At 58.9% G+C, this 23293-nt stretch carries 21 protein-coding genes; all 21 read right to left on the minus strand.

The window, feature by feature from the left end; translation table 11 throughout:
* Position 1: 1 nt before the first annotated feature.
* The 21 genes from AC07VO_RS22985 to mnmG all read right to left on the minus strand — a co-directional run bounded on the left by AC07VO_RS22985 (position 2) and on the right by mnmG (position 23116).
* Positions 2 to 2134: a hypothetical protein gene (locus AC07VO_RS22985; RefSeq protein WP_086945237.1), complete on the minus strand. Its 2133-nt coding sequence runs from the start codon at positions 2132 to 2134 to the stop codon at positions 2 to 4.
* Positions 2121 to 3314, minus strand: a complete 1194-nt coding sequence (locus AC07VO_RS22990) for a DUF3142 domain-containing protein (RefSeq protein ID WP_086945238.1) — start codon at positions 3312 to 3314, stop codon at positions 2121 to 2123. Before AC07VO_RS22990 ends, AC07VO_RS22985 begins: the two co-directional genes overlap by 14 nt.
* Positions 3315 to 3490: 176 nt before the next feature.
* Positions 3491 to 5521: a 2Fe-2S iron-sulfur cluster-binding protein gene (locus AC07VO_RS22995; RefSeq protein WP_086945239.1), complete on the minus strand. Its 2031-nt coding sequence runs from the start codon at positions 5519 to 5521 to the stop codon at positions 3491 to 3493.
* Between the two features lie 63 nt (positions 5522 to 5584).
* Positions 5585 to 6211, minus strand: coding sequence for a glutathione S-transferase family protein (locus AC07VO_RS23000; RefSeq protein ID WP_018927332.1), 627 nt, complete (start codon positions 6209 to 6211; stop codon positions 5585 to 5587).
* Positions 6212 to 6342: 131 nt separating this feature from the next.
* A complete protein-coding gene (locus tag AC07VO_RS23005; RefSeq protein WP_018927331.1) occupies positions 6343 to 7245 on the minus strand; it encodes a LysR family transcriptional regulator in 903 nt (300 codons plus the stop codon).
* Between the two features lie 79 nt (positions 7246 to 7324).
* Complete coding sequence (glmS, locus tag AC07VO_RS23010; RefSeq protein WP_086945240.1) at positions 7325 to 9157, minus strand: glutamine--fructose-6-phosphate transaminase (isomerizing); 1833 nt, start codon at positions 9155 to 9157, stop codon at positions 7325 to 7327.
* A gap of 1 nt (position 9158) precedes the next feature.
* Positions 9159 to 9935, minus strand: coding sequence for a DeoR/GlpR family DNA-binding transcription regulator (locus tag AC07VO_RS23015; protein ID WP_007934349.1), 777 nt, complete (start codon positions 9933 to 9935; stop codon positions 9159 to 9161).
* A 195-nt stretch (positions 9936 to 10130) separates the two neighbouring features.
* On the minus strand, positions 10131 to 11498 hold the full coding sequence (glmU, locus tag AC07VO_RS23020; RefSeq protein ID WP_019580347.1) for a bifunctional UDP-N-acetylglucosamine diphosphorylase/glucosamine-1-phosphate N-acetyltransferase GlmU: 1368 nt from the start codon (positions 11496 to 11498) through the stop codon (positions 10131 to 10133).
* 117 nt (positions 11499 to 11615) lie between these two features.
* Entirely contained in the window at positions 11616 to 12041 is a 426-nt protein-coding gene (locus AC07VO_RS23025; RefSeq protein WP_007934346.1) for a F0F1 ATP synthase subunit epsilon, read from the minus strand.
* A gap of 45 nt (positions 12042 to 12086) precedes the next feature.
* A complete protein-coding gene (gene atpD, locus AC07VO_RS23030; protein ID WP_007969907.1) occupies positions 12087 to 13463 on the minus strand; it encodes a F0F1 ATP synthase subunit beta in 1377 nt (458 codons plus the stop codon).
* Positions 13464 to 13490: 27 nt separating this feature from the next.
* Positions 13491 to 14351: a F0F1 ATP synthase subunit gamma gene (atpG, locus tag AC07VO_RS23035; protein ID WP_007934344.1), complete on the minus strand. Its 861-nt coding sequence runs from the start codon at positions 14349 to 14351 to the stop codon at positions 13491 to 13493.
* Positions 14352 to 14401: 50 nt separating this feature from the next.
* On the minus strand, positions 14402 to 15946 hold the full coding sequence (gene atpA, locus AC07VO_RS23040) for a F0F1 ATP synthase subunit alpha (protein WP_007969905.1): 1545 nt from the start codon (positions 15944 to 15946) through the stop codon (positions 14402 to 14404).
* A gap of 21 nt (positions 15947 to 15967) precedes the next feature.
* Positions 15968 to 16504, minus strand: a complete 537-nt coding sequence (locus tag AC07VO_RS23045; protein ID WP_086945241.1) for a F0F1 ATP synthase subunit delta — start codon at positions 16502 to 16504, stop codon at positions 15968 to 15970.
* Positions 16505 to 16516: 12 nt separating this feature from the next.
* On the minus strand, positions 16517 to 16987 hold the full coding sequence (locus AC07VO_RS23050) for a F0F1 ATP synthase subunit B (RefSeq protein ID WP_064621180.1): 471 nt from the start codon (positions 16985 to 16987) through the stop codon (positions 16517 to 16519).
* 58 nt (positions 16988 to 17045) lie between these two features.
* Positions 17046 to 17303: a F0F1 ATP synthase subunit C gene (atpE, locus tag AC07VO_RS23055; RefSeq protein ID WP_003097235.1), complete on the minus strand. Its 258-nt coding sequence runs from the start codon at positions 17301 to 17303 to the stop codon at positions 17046 to 17048.
* Positions 17304 to 17436: 133 nt separating this feature from the next.
* Positions 17437 to 18306 (minus strand): F0F1 ATP synthase subunit A, encoded by an 870-nt coding sequence (gene atpB, locus AC07VO_RS23060; protein ID WP_007934337.1) that lies wholly within the window; start codon positions 18304 to 18306, stop codon positions 17437 to 17439.
* Between the two features lie 16 nt (positions 18307 to 18322).
* On the minus strand, positions 18323 to 18730 hold the full coding sequence (locus tag AC07VO_RS23065) for a F0F1 ATP synthase subunit I (RefSeq protein WP_064621181.1): 408 nt from the start codon (positions 18728 to 18730) through the stop codon (positions 18323 to 18325).
* Between the two features lie 148 nt (positions 18731 to 18878).
* Complete coding sequence (locus tag AC07VO_RS23070; RefSeq protein ID WP_007934333.1) at positions 18879 to 19751, minus strand: ParB/RepB/Spo0J family partition protein; 873 nt, start codon at positions 19749 to 19751, stop codon at positions 18879 to 18881.
* Between the two features lie 9 nt (positions 19752 to 19760).
* A complete protein-coding gene (locus AC07VO_RS23075; RefSeq protein ID WP_007934331.1) occupies positions 19761 to 20558 on the minus strand; it encodes a ParA family protein in 798 nt (265 codons plus the stop codon).
* 18 nt (positions 20559 to 20576) lie between these two features.
* Positions 20577 to 21221, minus strand: a complete 645-nt coding sequence (gene rsmG / locus AC07VO_RS23080; RefSeq protein WP_086945242.1) for a 16S rRNA (guanine(527)-N(7))-methyltransferase RsmG — start codon at positions 21219 to 21221, stop codon at positions 20577 to 20579.
* On the minus strand, positions 21218 to 23116 hold the full coding sequence (mnmG, locus tag AC07VO_RS23085; RefSeq protein ID WP_018927325.1) for a tRNA uridine-5-carboxymethylaminomethyl(34) synthesis enzyme MnmG: 1899 nt from the start codon (positions 23114 to 23116) through the stop codon (positions 21218 to 21220). Before mnmG ends, rsmG begins: the two co-directional genes overlap by 4 nt.
* Between the last annotated feature and the right edge of the window lie 177 nt (positions 23117 to 23293).

Raw genomic sequence — 23293 nt, forward strand, 5'->3', positions numbered from 1 at the left:
GTTATCGCGCTTTCCGACGGCGGCGACTGATCAACAACAGCGCCGCTGCCGTAACGGCCAACACGGCGCCGATCTGCAATGGTTTTTTGTAGGGTCGCAGCGTGGACCGCATAGCGTCGGTGACCTGGGTCACATAGCGCTTGTCGGCGTTCTGGAAGTCCGGCTCCTGGCATTGATGACCGAAATCACCGGCCCAGACCACATAGGGCCCCTCCTCGACATAACGACGATAGAACGCGCTTTGCTCTTGCAGGTTGGTGCCCCACCCTGAGGCCTTGCATAGCACCGAAGCAAACGCCTGACTGCTGTGGGGCAGATGATCGGCGGCCTTACTCGCCAGAGCCGTGGCGACATAACGGTAATGGAAACGCTCATCAGGTTGCGCCACCGTAGCTTGCTGACGCTGCACTTCGCCCTCGGTCATCAGCGGTCCGACCTTGAGCTCCGGAGCTTCCAGGCTGTAATTGCCACCGAAGGTCACGTAATCCGGGGACATCTCGTAGCCCAACAGCTCCATCCCATTGTAGCGAGCCAGCGTCGCGGCGTAGTAGTAAGCGAATGCCTTGGAGGTCGGCCACCATTTGGACTCGGCCTCCTTGCGCAATTGCCCATACCATTTGGCCTTGGCCTGCAAATCCGCGTTGTCAAAGTAAGCCGGAGCCTCATCGTAACGCTCTTCACGCAATAAACGCCGCCCGAGCAGATTGCGCAGGCTCGCAGCCACCGGCAACGGCACATAATTGTCGCGATCCTGCTGGCTGAGCGGTGGCGGTGCCGGCACCTGGGTGTCGACGTACTGCTTGAGTTCATCGAGGGTCAGCACCCGCTCGGCCACGGTGGCCGCGTCGAACCAGTAGATGCCCTGGCTGCGATAGAGCTGATCGAAGGCCTGCAGGTAATCCCCGCGTTGCAGGGCCAGGATCGCGCTTTCACCCTCGACCCGGCATTTGGGCTGGAGCGTTTCGTAATCCCAGTCGGGCGTCCGCCGCTCGCCCCAGGATTCGTTCTGCGGGAAGGCCTGGGCGGCTTTGGCATAGGCCGCTGCGGCGGCGTTTTTGTCGCCATCACGCACCGCCAGCTTCGCCCGCAACCACCACGCAAGGCCACCGTCACCAGCCTGTTCGAGGAAGGCTTTGGCGCTGGCGTAATCGCCCTGTTGATAATTCATCGCCGCCAGGCGATCGGCATTATCCAGACTGCCACGGGTGCTGCTTTGCAGCAGTTTGATCAGTTTCTGTTCGTTCGGCGGTTGATCACCGAATGACCAGCCCAGCCGACTGATCAACGACGCCGTCACCAGTTGCTGCACCGCTTTGCCCTTGAGCAACCCGGCCAGTTGCTCGTCGGGCATCGCCGCCAGATCGGCCATCAACAGCTTCAGCGAGGTGTAGCCCACCGCCGAGCCGTGAAGGTTCTGCGTGGCGTAGAGTTGGATGGCGTTGTCCCAATCACCCGCGGTGCGGGCCACTCGTGCTTCTTCGCCGAGGCTGGCGACACCCAGTTCCAATGGGTCGCTGAAGCCGTCGATGCTCAGTTGACGGGTCTGCTCGAAGGCCTTGCGGGACTGAGCCAACAGGTCAGGGGTCGCGCCTGCTTCTGAACTCATGGCAAACAGCGCCCGGCCCAACGAGTACGCCGCCCAGGTGCTACGCAACGGGCGTTGTTCCTCCGGCAGCGCCAGCACTTTCTGGAAGTAGTCGGCGGCCAGGCCATGGTCACCGGCGTTGAACGCCACGGCGCCAGCCAGATAGAGTCTGTGCTCGGCCGGCAGATTCGCGCCTTGCTCTTCAACCTGACGGGCATCGGTCAGGTTGCGCAGTTGTTTCACCAAAGCTTGTTGTTCAGGCGTCAGACCGGCCTGTTCGGCGGTATCGCGCTGATGGGTGTAATCAGGCGCATCGCCGTAACCGTCCCCCGGAATGTTGGTGGCGGCGGTGACATTTTTCAGTCCCGCGATGGCATGCCCGAGGCGGCTGATCTCAAGGTTGAAGTTGCTTTCCGGCAGTTCCGCCAGCGACTGGCCACGGTTGTCCAGCAGGCGCATGGGGAAGTCCGGCCCGCAGGCCAGCGCCGAACCCAATGGCAGGCTGAGGCTCAGGCAAAGCACATGGCGGGGCCAGTTACGGGTAAACATTCGAACCTCCTTGATCAATGTGTGCGCAGCGAGCCCAACCGATGGCGCGCTGCCCGCCGGCCGGGATTCGACCGTCACGCAGGCGGGTGAAGGTAAGCAGATCCGGGCGCTGTTGCAACGCATAACCGGCCAGCGCATCGGCGCCCTCGCAGCCCTGCACCGCCAGCGTCAGGCGTTCGGGCCAGGCACTGTCGAGGTTGCCTTGGTTGCTGAGGCTGATGTCGTAGAGGCCGTCCTGCGCCGAGAGTTTCAGCCCTACATGACTGTCGAGCGTATCGCCGCGCGCCACAGCGCCCAGCGTCGTCAGGCTCCAGGCCCTGCGATCATTGGCCAGGGGCAGGCGAAACCAGATCAGCCCGGCCAGATGGGCCGGTGGATCGGCGCGCAACTCGGCGCCGAGCTTGCTCAGTTGCTGCGGGTCCGCCAGCAACTCCCGACGTTCGCCACCTCGCTCGATGGGCACTTCGCTTTCCACGACCGGCGCGCCCCCGGCCCCCGGCAACAGCGCCACGCCATAAGCCGGCAGCGCCAGATAAAACGGTTTCGATGTGTTGCGACTCCAGGCCCTGGCCCACTGCCGTGTCTGATCCGGGTCGAACAGCCCACGCCGTGGATCGCTCACCGCGTGCACCTGCAACACGCTGCTGTCGACCGTTGCCAGCAACGCCGGCAATTCAGAACTGTCGAGCCAGGCCGGCAACGCGGTGATGCTCAGTGGCAAGGACGCCGGCAGAACGCCACGCAAATGGGTGAGGAATTCGCGGTAGGCCGGTAACCGGGCGTTGCCCGCATCGTGGTCAATTTCCACGCCGGAGAGGGTCAACCCCTGCCCTTGCCAATCGCTGAGCACCTGCTGGATCTGCGCCGTGACCTCGTCCCGGTCCAGCCCATTGAGCTGGCCATCCAGACGAACCACCGCAATCAGCGGTCGGCCATCACGCTTGAGCAGCGCCGGATCGATCCGCGCCCGGCTCCAGCCAGACTGTGGAAATGCCTGCAAGGCCAGCACGCGCAAGGTCGAGAAATCGGTGTGGCTGTCGCGCAGCGCGGCGTCATGGGCTGGCGTCCATAGCCGTTGCCAGACATAGAGTTGCTGATCGAGCGGCGGCGCGTCCGATTGCTCGCAACCGTTGAGCAACAACGCTGCCAGCAAAACGATCAAGCGTGCGAAAAAAACCATGAGAAACCTTATCCCTGAAATACAAAAAGGGCCTCTCAAAGGCCCTTTGTCGCTCTGCTCGCTACCCTACTCAGCCGTTGGCTTGCGGGCAACGATCACCTGACTTTTTGCCACCACCGTATCCAGCACCTGACTGCCCGCTCCCACAGAGGGATTTTCTGTGTTGTCTGGTTCAGTTACAGATCCAACACCAACGGCTGCGAACCCTGCGCCGGCACCGCACAACAAATCAGCACCTCACCCGCATCGGGAGCCTCCGCCGGAGGCTGTGGATAATTCACCTCTCCGCTGATCAACCGGGTTTTGCAGGTCCCGCAGGAACCGCCGCGGCAACTGAATTCCGGGCGCAAGCCACGGCTCTCCGCCAACTCCAGCAAACTGCCGCCGTCCGGCTGCCAACGCGCTTCTTTGGCAGAGCGCTGGAACACGACGGGCACCGAAACGGTAGCGGCCGGCAATTGCTCGATGACCACCGCGTCCGGGTCCGGCTTGCGACGCAGCGTCGACGGGCCAAAGGTTTCGGCATGAATCCTTGAATCAGGGACATCCAGATCCCGCAGGCTGTCGTACAGCCCCTGGGTAAAACTTCCCGGACCGCACAGGACAAAATCCACTTGGTCGTAGTCCTCCACCTCAAGAGTGGTCTTGAGCAAGTCGGCGTCGATGCGCCCTGTCAGGTCGTAATCTTCACCCTCACGGGCATCGGCCTCCGGCTGACTGAGCAAACGCAGCACCCGCACCTCATCACCGAGGCCGTCGAGCAGGCGATCCAGCTCAGGGCGAAACGGTTGATCGGCCAAGGTCCGCGAGCTCTGGAAGAACCACACAGGACGGATGCGCCGCGTGCGCAGGCCTTGATAAACCACCTCCCGCAGCATCGACAGCAGCGGCGTGATCCCCACGCCGGCAGCCAATAGCACCAGCGGCCGACGCTCATTCGGCGCCACGGTGAAATGCCCTTGAGGCGAGCGGGCTTCAAGCACATCGCCGACACGAATCTGCTCATGCAGGTGCGAGGACACCAGGCCTTCACGCTTCACGCTGATGCGGAAAAAGTCATCGGATGGCGCGCTCGACAAGCTGTACGTGCGGATGTGCACATCGCCTGCGATGTTGAACCGCAAGGGCAAATGTTGCCCGGCTTGAAACACCGGCAACCCGGCGCCATCGGCAGGCTCCAGATAGATTGAACGGATGTTGTGGCTCTCCCGCTCGATGCGCGTCACTCGCAGCGGCCGCCAGCGATTCCCCAGCGCCTGGGCTTGCAGGCGTGCATTCGCCTGCGTCCAGGTGCCGGTCAGCAGACTGGTGGGCGACACGCCGTCAAAGCGCCAGCGCAAGGCCAGTGCCGCGGACCGACGCACCGCGTGCTCCACCTCGAATGTCCACAGCCGCTCAGCCCCTTGAAAGGCTTCGATCTGCGGGCCTTCAAGGATGACTTGCGTGCGACCGCTGAGGTGCAGCAAATCGCCCGAATCGAAATCGATGAACAGCAAACCGGCCCGAGGGTTGATCAGCAGGTTGCCCAAGGTATTGAAGAACAGGTTGCCGGCGAAGTCCGGGATGGTCAGGCGATTGCCCTCTATTTGGACGAAACCGGCCTGGCCGCCCCGATGAGAAACGTCCACCGAGCGTTGGCCATCGACGTCCACATAGCTGGCGACAAAGAAGGTATCGGCGCTGGCAATCATGGCTTTGGCCGCGTCATCCAGCTCATTGAGATGCTGCGCGATACGGGTCTCCGGATCCGCCAATGGCACCGAGCGAAACTGGCGCAATTGAATGTATTGCGGGCAATTGCCGAAGGATTGCTCCACCGTCACCTCGAAGCCGCTCGCCGTTACAGCGCCGACTCGACCATTGAGACGGTTGCGACGCCGGGTGTGCAGCTCGATACCGAGCAGACCGATCGCCGCCCCGTCTTGCAGTTGTGCAGGATCGTCGCGACCGGGCAGGCTGCCGATCTGCAACAGCCCGGGCTCGGGGGACTTCGCAAAGCCCGGCGCCCCTTCAAGAATGCTCGCCCAAGGGTTGCCGTCGGCATCCACCGCGCCGTACAGCATGAACGGCAGTTGCTGATAGAACGTGCGGTGCTGGTCCGGCATCTCGCCGCGAATCACCCTACGACCCAATGCGTCCATTCGCTCCGCGACACCCACGTGGGCTTGCAACTGTTTCTCGCCTGCATGCCAAGGTGAACGTTCCATAACGGCTTCTCCCCTGCGCTCATTGCGCAATAAGAACGGCCCGACTGAATAGGGCCGTGAACATCAGGCAGTTTTTTGCAAACCGGCGATGGTGCGCGGCATGCCGACAAACCCTGGCAAGGCTTCAACGCGCGCCAGCCAGGCCCGGATGTTGGCGTAGTCGTCCAGCGACACATTGCCTTCCGGAGCATGGGCGATGTAGCTGTAGGCGGCGATGTCGGCGATGGTCGGCTCGCTACCGGCCAGATAGGCCGTTGCGCCCAGTTCCTGATCGATCACTTTGAGCCAAGTGTGAGAATAGGCAATCACCTCTTCAGCGTTGTAAGGCGCACCAAATACAGTGATCAGCCTTGCCCTGCCGGGGCCAAAGGCAATCGGCCCGGCGGCGACCGACAACCAGCGCTGAACCTTGGCTGCACCGACCGGATCGGTGGGCAGCCAGCGACCGTTGCCATATTTTTGCGCAAGGTAGACCAGGATCGCGTTGGAGTCGGCCAGCACCATGCCTTGATCCTCAATCACCGGAACCTGACCAAACGGGTTGAGCGCAAGAAAATCCGCTTGTTTGTGTGCGCCCTTGGCCAGATCGACGAAGATCAGCTCGGTCGGCAGTTGCAACAACGACAGCATCAGCTCTACACGGTGAGCATGGCCGGAACGGGGGAAGTTGTAGAGTTTGATGGCTTGCATGGTCGACTCCGCTGGGTGGTGGCGCCGCTCAGGAAGGATCAGCGCCGATGGAGCGCTATCTTCCATCCACAACCAAAGCAACAGAATAACCAGCAAACGCAATCCATTATTTCATCCAGTGCAATAACCCTTCAGCCGTGCAGGGCCGGGTGTTCGCGCAGCCCCTTCACCGCAAAGTCCACAAAACTGCGAACCCGCGTCGGGGCCTTGCGCCCACCCTGGTAGACCACATGAATGGGCAATGGCGGCAGTTCGAAGTCAGCCAGGACGATTTCCAGCTCACCGGTGGCGATCTTGCTCGCCACTTGATACGACAGGACTCGGGTCAATCCCAGGCCCATGGCGGCGGCAGTGATCGCCGCTTGATTGGCAGAGACCACAAGACGTGGCTCCGGACGAACACTGATCGGCTCTCCCGCCTCAAGGAACGGCCAGCTTCTGGGCTGCCCGATGGACGAGGTGGCGATGATCGGGGCGCGGCTCAAGTCTGCCGGATGCCGAGGCCGACCATGGTCAGTCAGGAATCCAGGGGAAGCGCAGATCACTCGCCGCACTTCGCCCACTCGAATTGCGTGCTGATTGCTGTCAGGCAATTCACCGATACGCACGGCCACATCGATGCCCTCCTCGACCATGCTCACCACCCGGTCGACCAGTACAGCGTTGATGCTGACTTCAGGAAATTGAGTCAGGTAACCGACCATGAGCGGCGTGACGAACAAATCGCCGAACAATACCGGCGCGGTGATCGTCAGTTGCCCACGGGGCTGGGCATGGCTCCCGGCGGCCGAATCCTCGGCTTCCTGCACCTCGGCGAGAATTCTCCGACAGTCCTCCAGATAACGCTGGCCCGCCTCGCTCAAATGCACGCTACGGGTGGTGCGCGTCAGCAACTGAGTGCCAATGCGCTGCTCAAGCGCCGCCACTGCCCGGGTGACGCTGGCTGCTGACATCCCCAAGCGCCGCGCCGCCGCCGAGAAACCCTGGTCCTGGGCGACAGCGGCGAAGACCTGCATTTCCTGGAATCGGTCCATCGGGTATGTCCTTCGTTCAGGTAAAAAAAATCGCAACCGTGGGCTGCGATTTTTATTGGTTCGATCACCTGTGGATAACTTATTCCACCGTCACCGACTTCGCCAGATTTCGTGGCTGGTCAACGTCAGTGCCTTTCAACACTGCCACGTAGTACGACAACAACTGCAACGGAATCGTGTAGAGGATCGGCGACAGGATGTCGTGGATATGCGGCATGTGCACAACATGAGTGCCTTCACCGTTGGTCATGCCGGCCTGTTCGTCGGCGAAGACGATCAGTTCACCGCCGCGGGCGCGGACTTCCTGGAGGTTGGACTTCAACTTCTCCAGCAACTCGTTGTTCGGTGCCACCGTGACCACTGGCATGTCGTTATCCACAAGCGCCAGCGGGCCATGTTTCAGCTCGCCCGCCGGGTAGGCTTCGGCGTGGATGTAGGAGATTTCCTTGAGCTTGAGCGCCCCTTCCATAGCCACCGGGAATTGCGCACCGCGACCGAGGAACAGGGTGTGGTTCTTCTCGGCGAACAACTCGGCGATTTTTTCCACAGTGCTGTCCATGGCCAGGGCTTCGCCCAGACGGGTCGGCAGGCGACGCAGTTCTTCCACCAGTGTGGCTTCGACGCCTGCGGCCAATGTGCCGCGCACCTGACCCAGGGCCAGGGTCAGCAAGAGCAGGCCCACCAATTGAGTGGTGAAGGCTTTGGTCGAGGCCACGCCAATTTCGCGACCGGCCTGGGTCAGCAGCGTCAGGTCCGATTCACGCACCAGGGAGCTGATGCCGACGTTGCAGATTGCCAGGCTGGAAAGGAAGCCCAGTTCCTTGGCATTGCGCAGCGCGGCTAACGTATCGGCGGTTTCGCCTGACTGGGAGATGCTCACGAACAGGGTATCGGGCTGCACCACTACTTTGCGATAGCGGAATTCGCTGGCGACTTCGACCTGGCACGGGATGCCGGCCAGTTCTTCGAGCCAGTAACGGGCAACCATGCCGGCGTGATAGCTGGTGCCGCAGGCGACGATCTGTACATTACGCACCTTGGCGAACAACTCGGCCGCTTGTGAACCAAACGCCTGGACCAGCACCTGATTCTGACTCAGGCGACCTTCAAGCGTGCGTTGCACCACGGCCGGTTGCTCGTGAATTTCCTTGAGCATGTAATGCCGGAACTCGCCTTTGTCAGCGGCTTCGGCACCGTCACGGTACTGAATGCTTTCACGCTCGACGAGCACGCCGTTGATGTCCCAGATCTGCACGCTGTCGCGGCGAATTTCGGCGATATCGCCTTCTTCCAGGTACATGAAGCGGTCAGTGACCTGGCGCAGGGCCAACTGGTCGGAGGCAAGAAAGTTTTCACCCAGGCCCAGACCGATTACCAATGGGCTGCCGCTGCGGGCTGCTACCAAGCGATCCGGTTGCCGAGCGCTGATCACTGCCAGACCGTAGGCGCCGTGCAGTTCTTTGACGGTCGCTTTCAGGGCCGCGGTCAGGTCGGGCTGCTCTTTGAGTTTTTCGTTGAGCAGATGAGCGATGACTTCAGTGTCCGTGTCCGAGGTGAACACGTGGCCCAGGGCCTTGAGCTGCTTGCGCAGGGCTTCGTGGTTCTCGATGATGCCGTTGTGCACCACCGCCAGATCGCCCGAAAAATGCGGGTGAGCGTTGCGTTCGCACGGTGCACCGTGAGTCGCCCAGCGGGTGTGGGCAATGCCCAGACGGCCGACCAGAGGCTCTTCGATCAGCGCCTGTTCCAGTTCACTGACCTTGCCCGGCCGACGCAGGCGCAAGAGCTTTTCATCGTTGGTGTACACCGCCACACCGGCGCTGTCATAACCACGGTATTCCAGACGCTTGAGGCCTTCGAGCAGGATGGCGGTAATGTTCCGTTCTGCGACTGCACCAACAATTCCACACATGCTATTTCTCCTGACTGACAGCGGCGCAAATCACATTGATGCCGCGGGCCTGAATCTGATCGCGGGCCTCAAGCGGCAGGCGATCATCGGTAATAAGGGTATGGACACTGCTCCAAGGCAGCTCCAGATTGGGGATCTTGCGGCCGATCTTGTCGGCCTCGACCATCACGATCACTTCGCGGGCGACCTCGGCCATGACACGGCTCAGTCCCAGCAATTCATTGAAGGTGGTGGTCCCGCGCACCAGATCGATGCCATCGGCGCCAATAAATAACTGATCGAAGTCATATGAGCGTAGTACCTGCTCTGCCACCTGCCCCTGGAAGGATTCGGAATGCGGATCCCAGGTACCACCGGTCATCAACAGCACCGGTTCGTGCTCGAGTTCAGTCAACGCGTTGGCGACATGCAGGGAGTTGGTCATCACCACCAGGCCCGGTTGCTGGCCGAGTTCCGGGATCATCGCGGCGGTGGTACTGCCGCTGTCGATGATAATGCGCGCATGCTCGCGAATCCGCGTGACGGCGGCGCGGGCAATGGCCTGCTTGTATTTCGAAACCGGTTGGCCGATATCGGCGACCAGCTCCTGCGGCATGGTGACCGCGCCGCCATAACGACGCAGCAACAGACCGTTGCTTTCAAGCGCGGCCAGATCCTTGCGAATCGTAACTTCCGAGGTTTCGAAGCGTTTGGCCAACTCGTCCACACTGACTTCGCCCTGCTCATTGAGCAAGGCGAGGATATTGTGGCGGCGTTGGGGCGTGTTGCGCTTTGACATGACTTGGTAAGTTTCGATTCGAAAGATAACGTAAGCAATCAAAACCTATCGGCGAAACTTCGTCAAGCCAGCTTCAGAAAAAAAGATGTGTGGATAACTCAAAAAAAGATCGCAGCCTCCGGCAGCTCCTACAGAGTGAACACGAATTCCCTGTAGGAGCTGCCGAAGGCTGCGATCTTTTGATCTGTGGATAACTTAACTCTTCTTGATCTTCTCAGGCCGCTTCCAGCCGTCGATGTTCTTCTGTCGAGCCCGGCCAACGGCCAATTGAGCGTTATCCACATTCTGGGTAATGGTCGAACCGGCCGCCGTGGTCGCACCGGAGGAGATATCCACAGGCGCCACCAACGAGTTGTTGGAGCCGATGAACACATCTTCACCCAGCACGGTTTTCCACTTGTTGGCACCGTCGTAGTTGCAGGTGATGGTGCCGGCGCCAATGTTGGTGCGCGCACCGATCTCGGCATCGCCCAGATACGTCAAGTGACCGGCCTTGGCACCTTCGCCCATGTGAGCGTTCTTCAGTTCAACAAAGTTACCCACATGTGCGCGGGCCTCCAGCACTGTGCCAGGACGCAAACGAGCAAACGGGCCGGCATCGCTGCCTTCGCCGAGAATCGCGCCTTCGATATGACTGTTGGCCTTGATCACCACGCCTTTGCGCAGGGTGCTGTCCTTGATCACGCAGTTCGGGCCGATCACCACGTCGTCCTCGATGACCACTTTGCCCTCGAGAATCACGTTGATGTCGATCAGGATATCGCGACCAACGGTAACCTCACCGCGCACATCGAAACGTGTCGGGTCGCGCAGGGTTACGCCTTGAGCCATCAAACGACGAGCGGCGCGCAGCTGATAATGACGCTCCAGTTCGGCCAGTTGTTTGCGATCGTTGGCGCCCTGCACTTCCATGGCGTCATGGGGTTGTTCTGTGGCCACCACCAGACCATCACTGACCGCCATGGCAATCACGTCGGTCAGGTAGTACTCGCCCTGGGCATTGTTGTTGGAGAGGCGGCCCAGCCAATCGCCCAAACGCTGGGAAGGCACCGCCAAAATGCCGGTATTGCCTTCGGTGATCGCACGCTCAACCGCGTTGGCATCTTTCTGCTCAACGATGGCAGTCACTTTGCCGGCGGCATCACGGACAATACGGCCGTAGCCAGTCGGGTCATCCAACTCGACAGTCAGCAGACCCAATTGCTGCGGTGCAGCCTGCTTGAGCAGACGTTGCAGGGTTTCGACTTCGATCAACGGCACGTCACCGTAGAGAATCAGCACGGTATCGGACTCGATGAACGGCACAGCCTGGGCCACCGCATGACCGGTACCCAGCTGTTGGTCCTGCAGGACGAAATTCAGGTCATCGGCGGCCAGACGCTCGCGCACCGCTTCGGCACCATGGCCGATCACCACGTGGATGCGCTGTGGATCAAGTTGCCGGGCGCTGTGGATAACATGGCCGAGCATTGAATTACCGGCAATCGGATGCAGGACTTTCGGCAAGGCCGAACGCATGCGAGTGCCTTGGCCGGCAGCGAGGATAACGATTTCAAGGGACATGACTGGCTACCAATCCTGGGTGGTCAGCAACTGCGACCAGGTGATGAATATCGAAAAAGAAAAAAGGGTAGCCGAGGCTACCCTTTTTAATCAATCGCGCAACAAGTCGATGGCCGATTAGTGGCCGAACTTCTTGCGGATCTGCTGGACGGTGCGCAGCTGAGCTGCAGCCTCGGCCAGACGTGCGGCAGCAGAACCGTAATCGAATTCCGCGCCTCGCTCATGCAAGGCTTTCTCGGCAGCCTTAACGGCTTCCAAAGCTGCGGCTTCGTCCAGGTCGGCAGCGCGTTGCACGGTGTCGGCGAGAACCTTGACCATGTTCGGCTGAACCTCGAGGAAACCACCGGAGATGTAATACACCTCCTCTTCCCCGCCCTGCTTGATCAGGCGGATCGGGCCCGGCTTGAGATTGGTGATCAGCGGCGCGTGACCCAGGGCGATACCAAGATCACCCAGTGCACCGTGCGCAACCACCATCTCGACCAGGCCGGAAAAGATTTCCCCTTCCGCGCTGACGATATCGCAATGGACTGTCATAGCCATCTGATTGCCTCAACCTAAATTAGCGCCCGTTGCCGGGCGCCGGGATTACAGTTTCTTGGCTTTCTCGATCGCTTCTTCGATGCCGCCGACCATGTAGAACGCTTGTTCTGGCAGGTGGTCGTAGTCACCGTTGAGGATGCCTTTGAAGCCAGCAATGGTGTCTTTCAGGGAAACGTATTTACCCGAAGCACCGGTGAAGACTTCAGCCACGAAGAACGGCTGCGACAAGAAACGCTGGATCTTACGAGCACGGTTTACCAACTGCTTGTCGGCTTCCGACAGCTCGTCCATACCCAGGATCGCAATGATGTCCTTCAGTTCTTTGTAACGCTGCAGCACGTACTGAACACCGCGAGCGGTTTCGTAGTGGTCGTTGCCGATCACGTTCGGGTCCAGCTGACGCGAAGTCGAGTCCAGTGGGTCTACCGCAGGGTAGATACCCAGGGAAGCGATGTCACGGGACAGTACGACAGTGGCGTCCAAGTGGGCGAAGGTGGTCGCTGGCGACGGGTCGGTCAAGTCGTCCGCTGGTACGTATACCGCCTGGATCGAAGTAATCGAACCTTGCTTGGTCGAAGTGATGCGCTCTTGCAGCACGCCCATCTCTTCAGCCAGGGTCGGCTGGTAACCTACTGCCGAAGGCATACGGCCCAGCAGTGCGGATACTTCAGTACCGGCCAGGGTGTAACGATAGATGTTGTCGACGAACAGCAGAACGTCGTTACCTTCGTCACGGAACTTCTCGGCCATGGTCAGGCCAGTCAGTGCTACGCGCAGACGGTTTCCCGGCGGCTCGTTCATCTGACCGTAAACCAGTGCCACTTTGTCCAGAACGTTGGAGTCCTTCATCTCGTGGTAGAAGTCGTTACCCTCACGAGTACGCTCACCCACACCGGCGAACACGGAATAACCGCTGTGCTCGATGGCGATGTTACGGATCAGTTCCATCATGTTTACGGTCTTGCCTACACCGGCACCACCGAACAGACCGACTTTACCGCCCTTGGCGAACGGGCAAACCAGGTCGATAACCTTGATGCCTGTTTCCAGCAGCTCGTTGCCGCCCGCTTGTTCAGCGAAGGTTGGCGCAGGACGGTGAATGCCCCAACGCTCTTCTTCGCCGATCGGACCAGCTTCGTCGATCGGGTTGCCCAGTACGTCCATGATCCGGCCCAGGGTCGCTTTACCGACCGGTACGGAGATGGCTGCGCCAGTGTTGTTGACGTCCAGACCGCGCTTCAAGCCTTCGGTGGAGCCCATCGCAATGGTACGAACCACGCCGTCGCCCAGCTGCTGCTGAACTTCCAGAGTGGTTTCGGCGCCTTGAACTTTCAAGGCGTCGTAGATGCTCGGTACGCTGTCGCGTGGGAATTCCACGTCGATAACGGCGCCGATGATTTGAACGATACGTCCGCTACTCATAGCTGGATCCTCTGAATATTTGAACCGTTAAACCGCGGCAGCGCCGCCGACGATTTCCGAGATCTCTTGGGTGATCGCAGCCTGACGCGCCTTGTTGTAGACCAGCTGCAAATCGCTGATCAAATCACCGGCGTTGTCGGTAGCGTTCTTCATCGCGATCATCCGCGCAGCTTGTTCAGCCGCGTTGTTCTCGACCACCGCCTGGTAGACCTGCGACTCCACGTAACGGACCATCAAGCCGTCAAGCAGCTCTTTGGCGTCCGGTTCGTACAGATAATCCCAGTGGTGCTTGAGTTCTTGATCCGGGGTTGCCACCAGTGGAATCAACTGCTCCACGGTAGGCTGTTGTGTCATGGTGTTGATGAACTTGTTGGACACCACGGACAGGCGGTCAATACGGCCATCCAGGTAGGCATCCAGCATCACCTTGACGCTGCCGATCAGATCATTGATCGACGGCTCTTCACCCAAGTGGCTGATAGCTGCAACGACGTTACCGCCGAAGTTGCGGAAGAAAGCCGCACCCTTGCTACCAACGACACACAGATCGATCTCGACGCCGTTTTCGCGGTTTACCGCCATGTCCTTGACCAAAGCCTTGAACAGGTTGGTGTTCAAGCCACCACACAGACCACGGTCACTGCTCACTACGACATAACCAACGCGCTTTACTTCACGGTCGATCATGAACGGGTGGCGATATTCCGGGTTAGCGTTGGCCAGATGGCCAATAACCTGGCGGATGCGCTCCGCATAAGGACGGCTAGCAGCCATGCGCATTTGTGCCTTGCGCATTTTGCTGACCGCCACTTTTTCCATGGCGCTGGTAATCTTTTGCGTGCTTTTGATGCTCGCAATCTTACTGCGAATCTCTTTTGCGCCTGCCATGTAACACCTATCAGGTTAGCAAGCGGGAGCCGCTAGGCTCCCGCTGCGGCTTACCAGGTTTGGGTGGCCTTGAACTTCTCGATACCGGCTTTCAGGCCGCCATCGATTTCGTCATTGAAGTCACCCTTCACGTTGATCTTCGCCATCAAGTCGGCGTGATCGCGGTTGAAGTAAGCAATCAGCGCTTGCTCGAAGCTGCCGATCTTGGCGATTTCAACGTCGGTCAGGAACCCACGCTCAGCGGCATACAGCGACAGCGACATGTCGGCGATCGACATTGGCGCGTATTGCTTCTGCTTCATCAGCTCGGTAACGCGCTGACCATGCTCAAGTTGCTTACGGGTCGCTTCGTCCAGGTCAGAAGCGAACTGGGCGAATGCCGCCAGTTCACGGTACTGAGCCAGAGCGGTACGGATACCACCGGACAGCTTCTTGATGATCTTGGTCTGAGCGGCACCACCCACACGGGATACCGAAACACCGGCGTTCACTGCAGGACGGATGCCCGAGTTGAACATGGCCGATTCCAGGAAGATCTGACCGTCGGTGATGGAAATCACGTTGGTCGGAACGAACGCAGAAACGTCGCCAGCCTGGGTTTCGATGATCGGCAGTGCGGTCAGGGAACCGGTTTTGCCGGTCACTGCGCCGTTGGTGAACTTCTCTACGTATTCTTCCGAAACGCGGGATGCGCGCTCCAGCAGACGGGAGTGGAGATAGAACACGTCGCCTGGGTAAGCTTCACGGCCTGGTGGACGGCGCAGCAGCAGGGAAATCTGGCGGTAAGCCACTGCTTGCTTGGACAGATCGTCATAAACGATCAGCGCGTCTTCACCGCGATCGCGGAAGTATTCGCCCATGGTGCAACCGGAGTACGGTGCCAGGAATTGCAGTGCTGCAGATTCCGAAGCGCTCGCTGCAACGATGATGGTGTTAGCCAGTGCACCGTTTTCTTCCAGCTTGCGAACTACGTTGGCGATGGTCGATTGCTTCTGACCGATAGCTACGTAGACGCAGAAAATGCCGCTGTCTTTCTGGTTGATGATCGCGTCGATCGCCAGAGCGGTTTTACCGATCTGACGATCACCGATGATCAGCTCACGCTGGCCACGGCCGACAGGGATCATCGCATCGACAGCCTTGTAGCCAGTCTGTACAGGCTGGTCTACCGACTTACGCCAGATCACGCCTGGAGCAACTTTCTCGACCGCGTCGGTCTCGGTGTTGTTCAGCGGACCTTTGCCGTCAACTGGGTTACCCAGTGCGTCGACTACGCGACCCAGCAGTTCCTTACCAACCGGAACTTCGAGGATGCGGCCGGTGCACTTGGCGCTCATGCCTTCAGCCAGAGTCTGGTATGCGCCCAATACAACGGCACCTACAGAGTCTTGCTCCAGGTTGAGAGCCATACCGAAGACGCCGCCCGGAAACTCGATCATCTCGCCGTACATAACGTCGGCCAGACCGTGAATCCGCACGATACCGTCAGATACGCTGACGACAGTGCCTTCGTTACGGGCTTGGGAGGTCACATCGAGCTTGTCGATGCGGCCCTTGATAATTTCACTTATTTCGGAAGGATTGAGTTGCTGCATTGCTCTGCTGCCCCTTCAAACTCAAGATTTCAATGCTTCGGCAAGTTTCGCGATTTTGCCGCGAATCGAGCCATCGATAACCAGGTCGCCGGCGCGGATGACAACACCACCAATAAGGGATGAGTCTTCCTCGACTTGCAGGCGCACTTCCCGGTTGAGTCGTGCACTGAGAACCTTGGCGAGTTTGTCTTGCTGTTCTTGGTTCAATGCAAAAGCACTGGTCACTTCAACGTCTACCGATTTCTCTTGTTCGGCCTTGTACAGGTCAAACAGAGCGGCGATCTCCGGCAGAAGCGGGAGACGGTCGTTTTCGGCAACGACGTGAATGAAGTTCTGTGCCTTGGCATCAAACTTGTCGCCGCACACGTCAATGAACGTGGCGGCCTTTTCTGCGCTCGTCAGTCGCGGGGCCTTGAGCACGCGCTGCATGGTGTCGTCTTCCGACACCGCTGCTGCCAGGCCGAGCATGGCTGACCAATTGGCCAGTTGCTGGTGGGCCTGAGCGTGCTCGAAGGCCGCCTTAGCGTAAGGTCGGGCCAACGTGGTCAGTTCTGCCATGATCGCCCTCGCTTAGATTTCAGCAGCCAGTTGGTTAACCAGCTCTGCGTGCGCGTTTTGATCGATTGCTTTGCCCAGGATCTTCGCAGCACCGCCAACGGCCAGGCTACCCACTTGGGCGCGCAGCGCGTCTTTGACGCTGTTCAGTTCCTGTTCGATCTCGGCCTGAGCCTGAGCCTTCACACGGTCAGCTTCGACGCGAGCCTGTTCACGGGCTTCGTCGACAATCTGGGTACCGCGTTTCTTGGCTTGCTCGATGATTTCAGCTGCCTGAGCTTTCGCTTCGCGCAGTTGCTGACCCGCTTTCTCTTGGGCCAACTCCAGGTCGCGAGCTGCTCGGCTGGCAGCGTCCAGACCATCAGCGATCTTCTTTTGACGTTCGTGCAGAGCCGTGATGACCGGAGGCCAGACGAACTTCATGCAGAACAGTACAAAAATCAGGAACGCAACGGACTGGCCAATCAGGGTCGCATTAATGTTCACGCCAACACCTCGCAGTTACGTTGTCCATCACACCAAATTACCCGGAAGATCCGAGTAATTAGCCAGCGATTTGACCAACGAACGGGTTCGCAAAGGTGAAGAACAGAGCGATACCAACACCGATCATGGTTACGGCGTCGAGCAGACCGGCAACGATGAACATTTTAACTTGCAGCATTGGAACCATTTCTGGCTGACGCGCTGCGCCTTCCAGGAACTTGCCGCCCAGCAGGCCGAAACCAATTGCGGTACCCAGTGCGCCCAGGCCGATCAACAGTGCAACAGCGATAGCGGTTAGACCAACTACAGTTTCCATCTTTCCTCCCGACTTTTACGTCGTATGGTTTAGGTTTTTTAGATTTTAAAGCGGTAAAACAAATCGTTTCATAGCCCGTTTAGGGCACCCACCCGTTTGACCGGGTGGGACATCAGACCAGTCGAGACTGGTCTTAATGGTTTTCTTCGTGCGCCATCGACAGGTAGACGATGGTCAGCATCATGAAGATAAATGCCTGCAGGGTGATGATCAGGATGTGGAACACAGCCCACGCCCACTGCAGAACTACGCCCAGGCCGCTCAGCCAGAGCAGACCGCTGCCGAACATCACAGCGATCAGAATGAACACCAGCTCACCGGCATACATGTTGCCGAACAGACGCAGAGCCAGGGAGATCGGCTTGGCGATCAGGGTCACGAATTCCAGCAGGAAGTTCACCGGAATCAGCAGCGCCTGAACAAAGATGTTCTTGCTACCGAACGGGTGCAGGGTCAGCTCGCCGATGAAGCCGCCGAGGCCCTTGATCTTGATGCTGTAGAAAATGATCAGCGCAAACACCGTGAAGGCCATGGCCAAGGTAGCGTTCGGGTCGGTGGTCGACACGGCGCGGAACGGGATGTGGTGGTCGCCGGAGATCAGGATGGCCAGCTGAGGAATCCAGTCAACCGGTACCAGGTCGATGGCGTTCATCAGGAAGACCCAGACGAAGATGGTCAGTGCCAGCGGTGCAACCACTGGACTACGGCCATGGAAGCTGTCTTTCACGCTGCCATCGACGAATTCGACCAATACTTCAACGAAGTTCTGCAAAGCACCAGGTACACCTGTAGTCGCCTTCTTTGCCGCCATGCGGAAAAGAAGAACGAAGATCAGACCCAACGCGACCGACCAGCCGAGGGTATCGACGTGGAAAGCCCAGAAGCCCATTTCCTTGGCTTCTGCTGCGGAGTGGGCAAAGCCCCAGCCGCCGTTGGGTAGCTGACCGAAGGTCAGGTTCTGCAAGTGGTGCTGGATATAGCCCGAAGCGGTTGTTTCTGCCATGGTTGCCTCAAACGCCCTAAGGTCTCGAAAGTCTTGTTCTCATAAGCAGGGGAGCGAACCAGCTGACCAGTTGGGTCAGCACGAAGACGCCGAATACTGCTAGCGGCGCCAATGGCTTCACACCTGCAAACGTCAGTGCAAACAGCACTGCCGTCAAAATCAGTTTGCCCGCCTCGCCGGCATAAAAAGACCGGACGATAGCTTGAGCTGCTCGGGCGCCGGAAAACCGAAATGCCCTGTGAGCGAAATAAATATTGGGAAGCAAGGCTATCAGGCCTCCGCAAAGTCCTGAGTACCCGGCAACGACTCCATACCATCGCCAGAGCGCCAAAGCGGCAATCAGCAAAACGACGAATTGAGCCATTAACACCGGAAAAACAGCCAATCGATGGAAAGGCAAGCGGTCTGGCGTGCGGTTTTCCATCACTTTTGCTCCCCAATGGTCGGCTGCCGAAATTCAATAACTTGGCATAATTTGTGCCGACAAAATGCGCGCAGAGTATAGGGGCGGTTCTGCCCCTATTCAACTGTCAGGTAGTGATTTCCGACTTCACGCTACAAGAGGAATTGTTTCAGCGGATGTGTGCGAGCACACCTTGAAGTTCATCAAGAGAGTTGTAGCCGATCACCAACTGCCCCTTACCCTTCTTTCCGTGGCGGATCTGCACCGCAGAGCCTAGGCGCTCGGCCAGGCGCTGCTCGAGCCGGGCGATATCCGGGTCCGGTTTTGCCGGTTCCACAGGCTCCGGTTTGCCACTCAACCACTGGCGAACCAGTGCTTCAGTCTGGCGCACAGTCAGCCCCCGTGCGACAACATGTCGCGCCCCTTCAACCTGTTGGTTTTCTGGTAAACCCAGCAAGGCACGGGCATGACCCATTTCCAGGTCGCCGTGAGACAGCATGGTCTTGATGACTTCCGGCAACGAAATCAGGCGCAATAGGTTGGCCACGGTAACGCGGGACTTACCCACAGCCTCGGCCACTTGTTGCTGAGTCAGCTGGAATTCCTGCTGCAAACGCTGCAAGGCCACCGCTTCTTCGATCGGATTGAGGTCTTCGCGCTGGATATTCTCGATCAACGCCATGGCGATGGCGGTTTCATCCGGCACATCGCGGACCATCGCCGGGATGGTTTCCTGGCCAGCCTGCTGGCTGGCGCGCCAGCGGCGTTCGCCGGCGATGATTTCGAAGCGACCGCTGCCAATCGGGCGAACCACGATCGGCTGCATCACGCCCTGAGCCTTGATCGACTGCGCCAGCTCTTCCAGCGCCTGAGGATCCATGTCGCGACGCGGCTGGTACTTGCCACGCTGGATCAGGTCCAGGGGCAGGTGCTGCAGCTCACGCTGGTCGGCTTGCACCGCTTGTTCTTCCAGCGAGCTGACAGTCGGACCACTCAGCAGTGCATCCAGTCCACGTCCGAGACCTCGTTTCTTGACGGCCATGGGGATTCCTTAAGTTGCCTGGGCAGCGGCGGTGCGTGAATTTTTGCGTTGACGGCGAACCATCTCACCGGCCAATGCCAGATAGGCAATCGCGCCGCGCGATGATTTATCGTACGCCAGCGCCGGCATGCCATAGCTTGGCGCTTCGGCCAGACGGATGTTGCGCGGAATCACGGTGTCGTAGAGCTGATCGCCAAAGTGTTCCTTGAGCTGCGCCGAGACGTCGTTCATCAGGCTCAGGCGCGGGTCATACATGGTCCGCAACAGGCCTTCGACTTTCAGGTTCGGGTTCAGCAGTTCGGCAATGCGCTTGATGTTATCCACAAGGTCGCTCAACCCTTCGAGCGCGAAGTACTCGCACTGCATGGGGATAATGACCCCGTCGGCGGCAACCAGCGCATTGAGCGTGAGCATCGACAGCGATGGCGGGCAGTCGATCAAAATGTAATCGTAGTTTTCACGGATCGGCGCCAACGCGCTGCGCAGGCGGCTTTCCTTCATCTGCATTTCCAGCAGAACGACTTCGGCCGCGGTCAGATCGCGGTTTGCCGGCAACAACTGGTAACCACCGTGTTCGGAATAGTGCATGGCCTGGGCCAGATCACATTCGCCGATCAACAGATCGTAGACCGAGTTTTCCAGACCGTGTTTATCCACACCGCTACCCATGGTGGCGTTGCCCTGTGGATCAAGATCGATCAACAGCACCCGACGCTTGGTAGCGACCAGGGAAGCTGCGAGGTTGATGCAGGTGGTGGTCTTGCCCACACCACCCTTTTGGTTCGCTATCGCGAATACCTTAGCCATTCTTGCTTGTGTTCCCAATCATGCCGTGCGGCGCAGTATCAGCAGATGGCGTTGGCCTTGGCAACCGGGTACGGCCAGGGCGTGTTCGCTATCGAGGTGGAAGTCTGCCGGCAATGCTACCAGCTCATCGGCGGGATGAACGCCCTTCATTGCCAGCCAGCGTGTATCGGCGTCGCCCAAATGGCGAGTCCAGTTGCTGAAGTTCTCCATGCTGCTGAACGCCCGGGAAATGATCCCGTTGAATGGCAGTTCTGGCTGGAAGGCTTCGACGCGACTGTGGATAACTTGCAGGTTATCCAGTTTGAGTTCGAGTTTGACCTGGGTCAGGAAGCGGGTTTTCTTGCCGTTGCTGTCCAGACAGGTCACCTGGGACTCAGGAAACAGGATCGCCAACGGAATACCCGGCATGCCTCCGCCGCTGCCAACGTCCAGCCAGCGACCATTTTCGACGAACGACATCACGCTCAAGCTATCGAGCAGGTGACGGGAGACCATTTCGTCCGGATCACGCACGGCGGTCAGGTTGTAAGCCTTGTTCCATTTGATCAACAAAGCCAGATAAGCCAGCAGCTGAGCGTGCTGGGTTTCCGTCAGTGTGACACCGAGCTGGCGAGCACCTGTGGATAACTCTTCTGCATGTTGCGAGGTAACCAACGAACTCAAGCGCTTTGCTCCAACTGACGGCCCGCGCCGCGTTTTTTCAAATGAATCATCAACAGCGAAATCGCCGCTGGGGTCACGCCCGGAATACGCGACGCCTGGCCCAAAGTCTCTGGACGGGTCGCACCGAGCTTGCTCTGGATCTCCTTGGAGAGACCGGAGATGTTCGTGTAATCGATATCCACAGGCAGTTTGGTGTCTTCGCTGGCCCGCAGGCGTGCGATTTCATCCTGTTGACGGTCGATGTAACCGGCGTATTTGGTCTTGATTTCGACCTGTTCGGCGACCTGTGGATCTTCTGCGCCCCCGCCAGTCACGGCGATCAGACCAGCGTAGTCGATTTCCGGACGGCTCAGCAGGTTGAGCAAATTGTATTCGTGGGTCAGCGGCGTGCCGAACTTCTCGGCAATCGCATCGCCCTGCTCGGTGCCCGGGCGAACCCAGGTACTTTTCAGGCGTTGTTCTTCCAGATCGATGCTTTCGCGTTTTTTGCAGAAAGCCGCCCAACGCGCGTCATCCACCAGACCCAGTTCGCGACCTTTTTCGGTCAGGCGCAGGTCGGCGTTGTCTTCACGCAGAATCAAGCGGTATTCGGCGCGGGATGTGAACATCCGATACGGTTCCTGGGTACCGAGGGTAATCAGGTCGTCAACCAAAACGCCGATGTACGCTTCATCACGACGCGGGCACCAGGCATCTTTGCCCTGGGCTCGCAGTGCGGCGTTGGCTCCAGCCAGCAAACCCTGGGCGCCGGCTTCTTCGTAACCGGTGGTGCCGTTGATTTGCCCGGCGAAGAACAGACCGGCGATCACTTTGGTTTCCAGGCTGTACTTCAGGTCACGCGGGTCGAAGTAGTCGTACTCGATGGCGTAGCCCGGACGCACGATGTGCGCGTTTTCCATGCCGCGGATCGATTGCACGATCTGCAATTGCACGTCGAACGGCAAGGATGTGGATATCCCGTTCGGGTACAGCTCGTGAGTGGTCAACCCTTCCGGTTCGATGAAGACCTGGTGGCTTTCCTTGTCGGCAAAGCGGTGGATCTTGTCTTCGATCGATGGGCAATAACGTGGGCCGATGCCTTCGATCAACCCGGCATCGGAATACATCGGCGAACGGTCGAGGTTGGCGGCAATGATTTCGTGGGTCCGGGCGTTGGTGTGGGTGATCCAGCAACTGACCTGTTTCGGGTGCTGTTCTTTGGAGCCCATGAACGACATGACCGGGATCGGCGTATCACCGGCTTGCTCGGTCATGACCGAGAAATCCACAGACCGACCGTCGATACGCGGCGGAGTACCGGTTTTCAGGCGACCGACACGCAATGGCAGTTCACGCAGACGACGTGCCAAAGCAATCGAAGGCGGATCACCGGCGCGACCGCCGGAATAATTCTGCATCCCGATGTGGATAAGTCCACCGAGGAAGGTGCCCGTCGTCAGCACCACGGAGTCGGCGAAGAAACGCAGGCCCATTTGCGTGACAACGCCGCGCACTTGTTCCTGTTCGACGATCAAGTCGTCCGCGGCCTGTTGAAATATCCACAGGTTCGGCTGGTTTTCCAAAGCTTCGCGGACAGCGGCCTTGTACAGAACCCGATCTGCCTGGGCGCGAGTTGCACGCACGGCCGGGCCTTTGCGGCTGTTCAATACGCGAAATTGAATACCACCTTTATCGGTAGCCATGGCCATCGCGCCGCCCAGGGCATCGATTTCCTTGACCAGATGGCTTTTACCGATCCCACCAATGGCGGGATTGCAGCTCATGGCACCGAGGGTTTCCACGTTATGCGTCAGCAACAGGGTTTTTGCCCCCATACGTGCTGATGCAAGTGCTGCCTCGGTACCGGCATGACCGCCGCCGATGACGATCACTTCAAAACGGGAAGGGAAATCCACCACGCACCTCGTGCCTGCTTTAGTCAGGTAATCCGGAATAGTTTGAGCTCAGGTTCTTGGACCTGGTCGGCAAGTATAGGGACTTCGCCCTTCCTAAAGAACCCTTTGCACAAAATTTAACCAGCTGTGGAGAAGTCGGGGTTATAGAAATTAAAAAGAGAGAAATTTATTAAATCT

Source organism: Pseudomonas sp. GW821-FHT03E01 (assembly GCF_059420765.1).

What these genes read in the sequence shown, in the direction of transcription:
- atpG (WP_007934344.1), bottom strand. Translation starts at nt 14,351, where the DNA reads ATGGCAGGCGCAAAAGAGATTCGCAGTAAGATTGCGAGCATCAAAAGC.
- glmU (WP_019580347.1), bottom strand. Translation starts at nt 11,498, where the DNA reads ATGTCCCTTGAAATCGTTATCCTCGCTGCCGGCCAAGGCACTCGCATG.
- AC07VO_RS23075 (WP_007934331.1), bottom strand. Translation starts at nt 20,558, where the DNA reads ATGGCTAAGGTATTCGCGATAGCGAACCAAAAGGGTGGTGTGGGCAAG.
- atpB (WP_007934337.1), bottom strand. Translation starts at nt 18,306, where the DNA reads ATGGCAGAAACAACCGCTTCGGGCTATATCCAGCACCACTTGCAGAAC.
- glmS (WP_086945240.1), bottom strand. Translation starts at nt 9,157, where the DNA reads ATGTGTGGAATTGTTGGTGCAGTCGCAGAACGGAACATTACCGCCATC.
- atpD (WP_007969907.1), bottom strand. Translation starts at nt 13,463, where the DNA reads ATGAGTAGCGGACGTATCGTTCAAATCATCGGCGCCGTTATCGACGTG.
- AC07VO_RS23070 (WP_007934333.1), bottom strand. Translation starts at nt 19,751, where the DNA reads ATGGCCGTCAAGAAACGAGGTCTCGGACGTGGACTGGATGCACTGCTG.
- AC07VO_RS23000 (WP_018927332.1), bottom strand. Translation starts at nt 6,211, where the DNA reads ATGCAAGCCATCAAACTCTACAACTTCCCCCGTTCCGGCCATGCTCAC.
- AC07VO_RS22990 (WP_086945238.1), bottom strand. Translation starts at nt 3,314, where the DNA reads ATGGTTTTTTTCGCACGCTTGATCGTTTTGCTGGCAGCGTTGTTGCTC.
- atpA (WP_007969905.1), bottom strand. Translation starts at nt 15,946, where the DNA reads ATGCAGCAACTCAATCCTTCCGAAATAAGTGAAATTATCAAGGGCCGC.
- AC07VO_RS23045 (WP_086945241.1), bottom strand. Translation starts at nt 16,504, where the DNA reads ATGGCAGAACTGACCACGTTGGCCCGACCTTACGCTAAGGCGGCCTTC.
- AC07VO_RS22985 (WP_086945237.1), bottom strand. Translation starts at nt 2,134, where the DNA reads ATGTTTACCCGTAACTGGCCCCGCCATGTGCTTTGCCTGAGCCTCAGC.
- atpE (WP_003097235.1), bottom strand. Translation starts at nt 17,303, where the DNA reads ATGGAAACTGTAGTTGGTCTAACCGCTATCGCTGTTGCACTGTTGATC.
- AC07VO_RS22995 (WP_086945239.1), bottom strand. Translation starts at nt 5,521, where the DNA reads ATGGAACGTTCACCTTGGCATGCAGGCGAGAAACAGTTGCAAGCCCAC.
- AC07VO_RS23025 (WP_007934346.1), bottom strand. Translation starts at nt 12,041, where the DNA reads ATGGCTATGACAGTCCATTGCGATATCGTCAGCGCGGAAGGGGAAATC.
- AC07VO_RS23015 (WP_007934349.1), bottom strand. Translation starts at nt 9,935, where the DNA reads ATGTCAAAGCGCAACACGCCCCAACGCCGCCACAATATCCTCGCCTTG.
- AC07VO_RS23065 (WP_064621181.1), bottom strand. Translation starts at nt 18,730, where the DNA reads ATGGAAAACCGCACGCCAGACCGCTTGCCTTTCCATCGATTGGCTGTT.
- AC07VO_RS23005 (WP_018927331.1), bottom strand. Translation starts at nt 7,245, where the DNA reads ATGGACCGATTCCAGGAAATGCAGGTCTTCGCCGCTGTCGCCCAGGAC.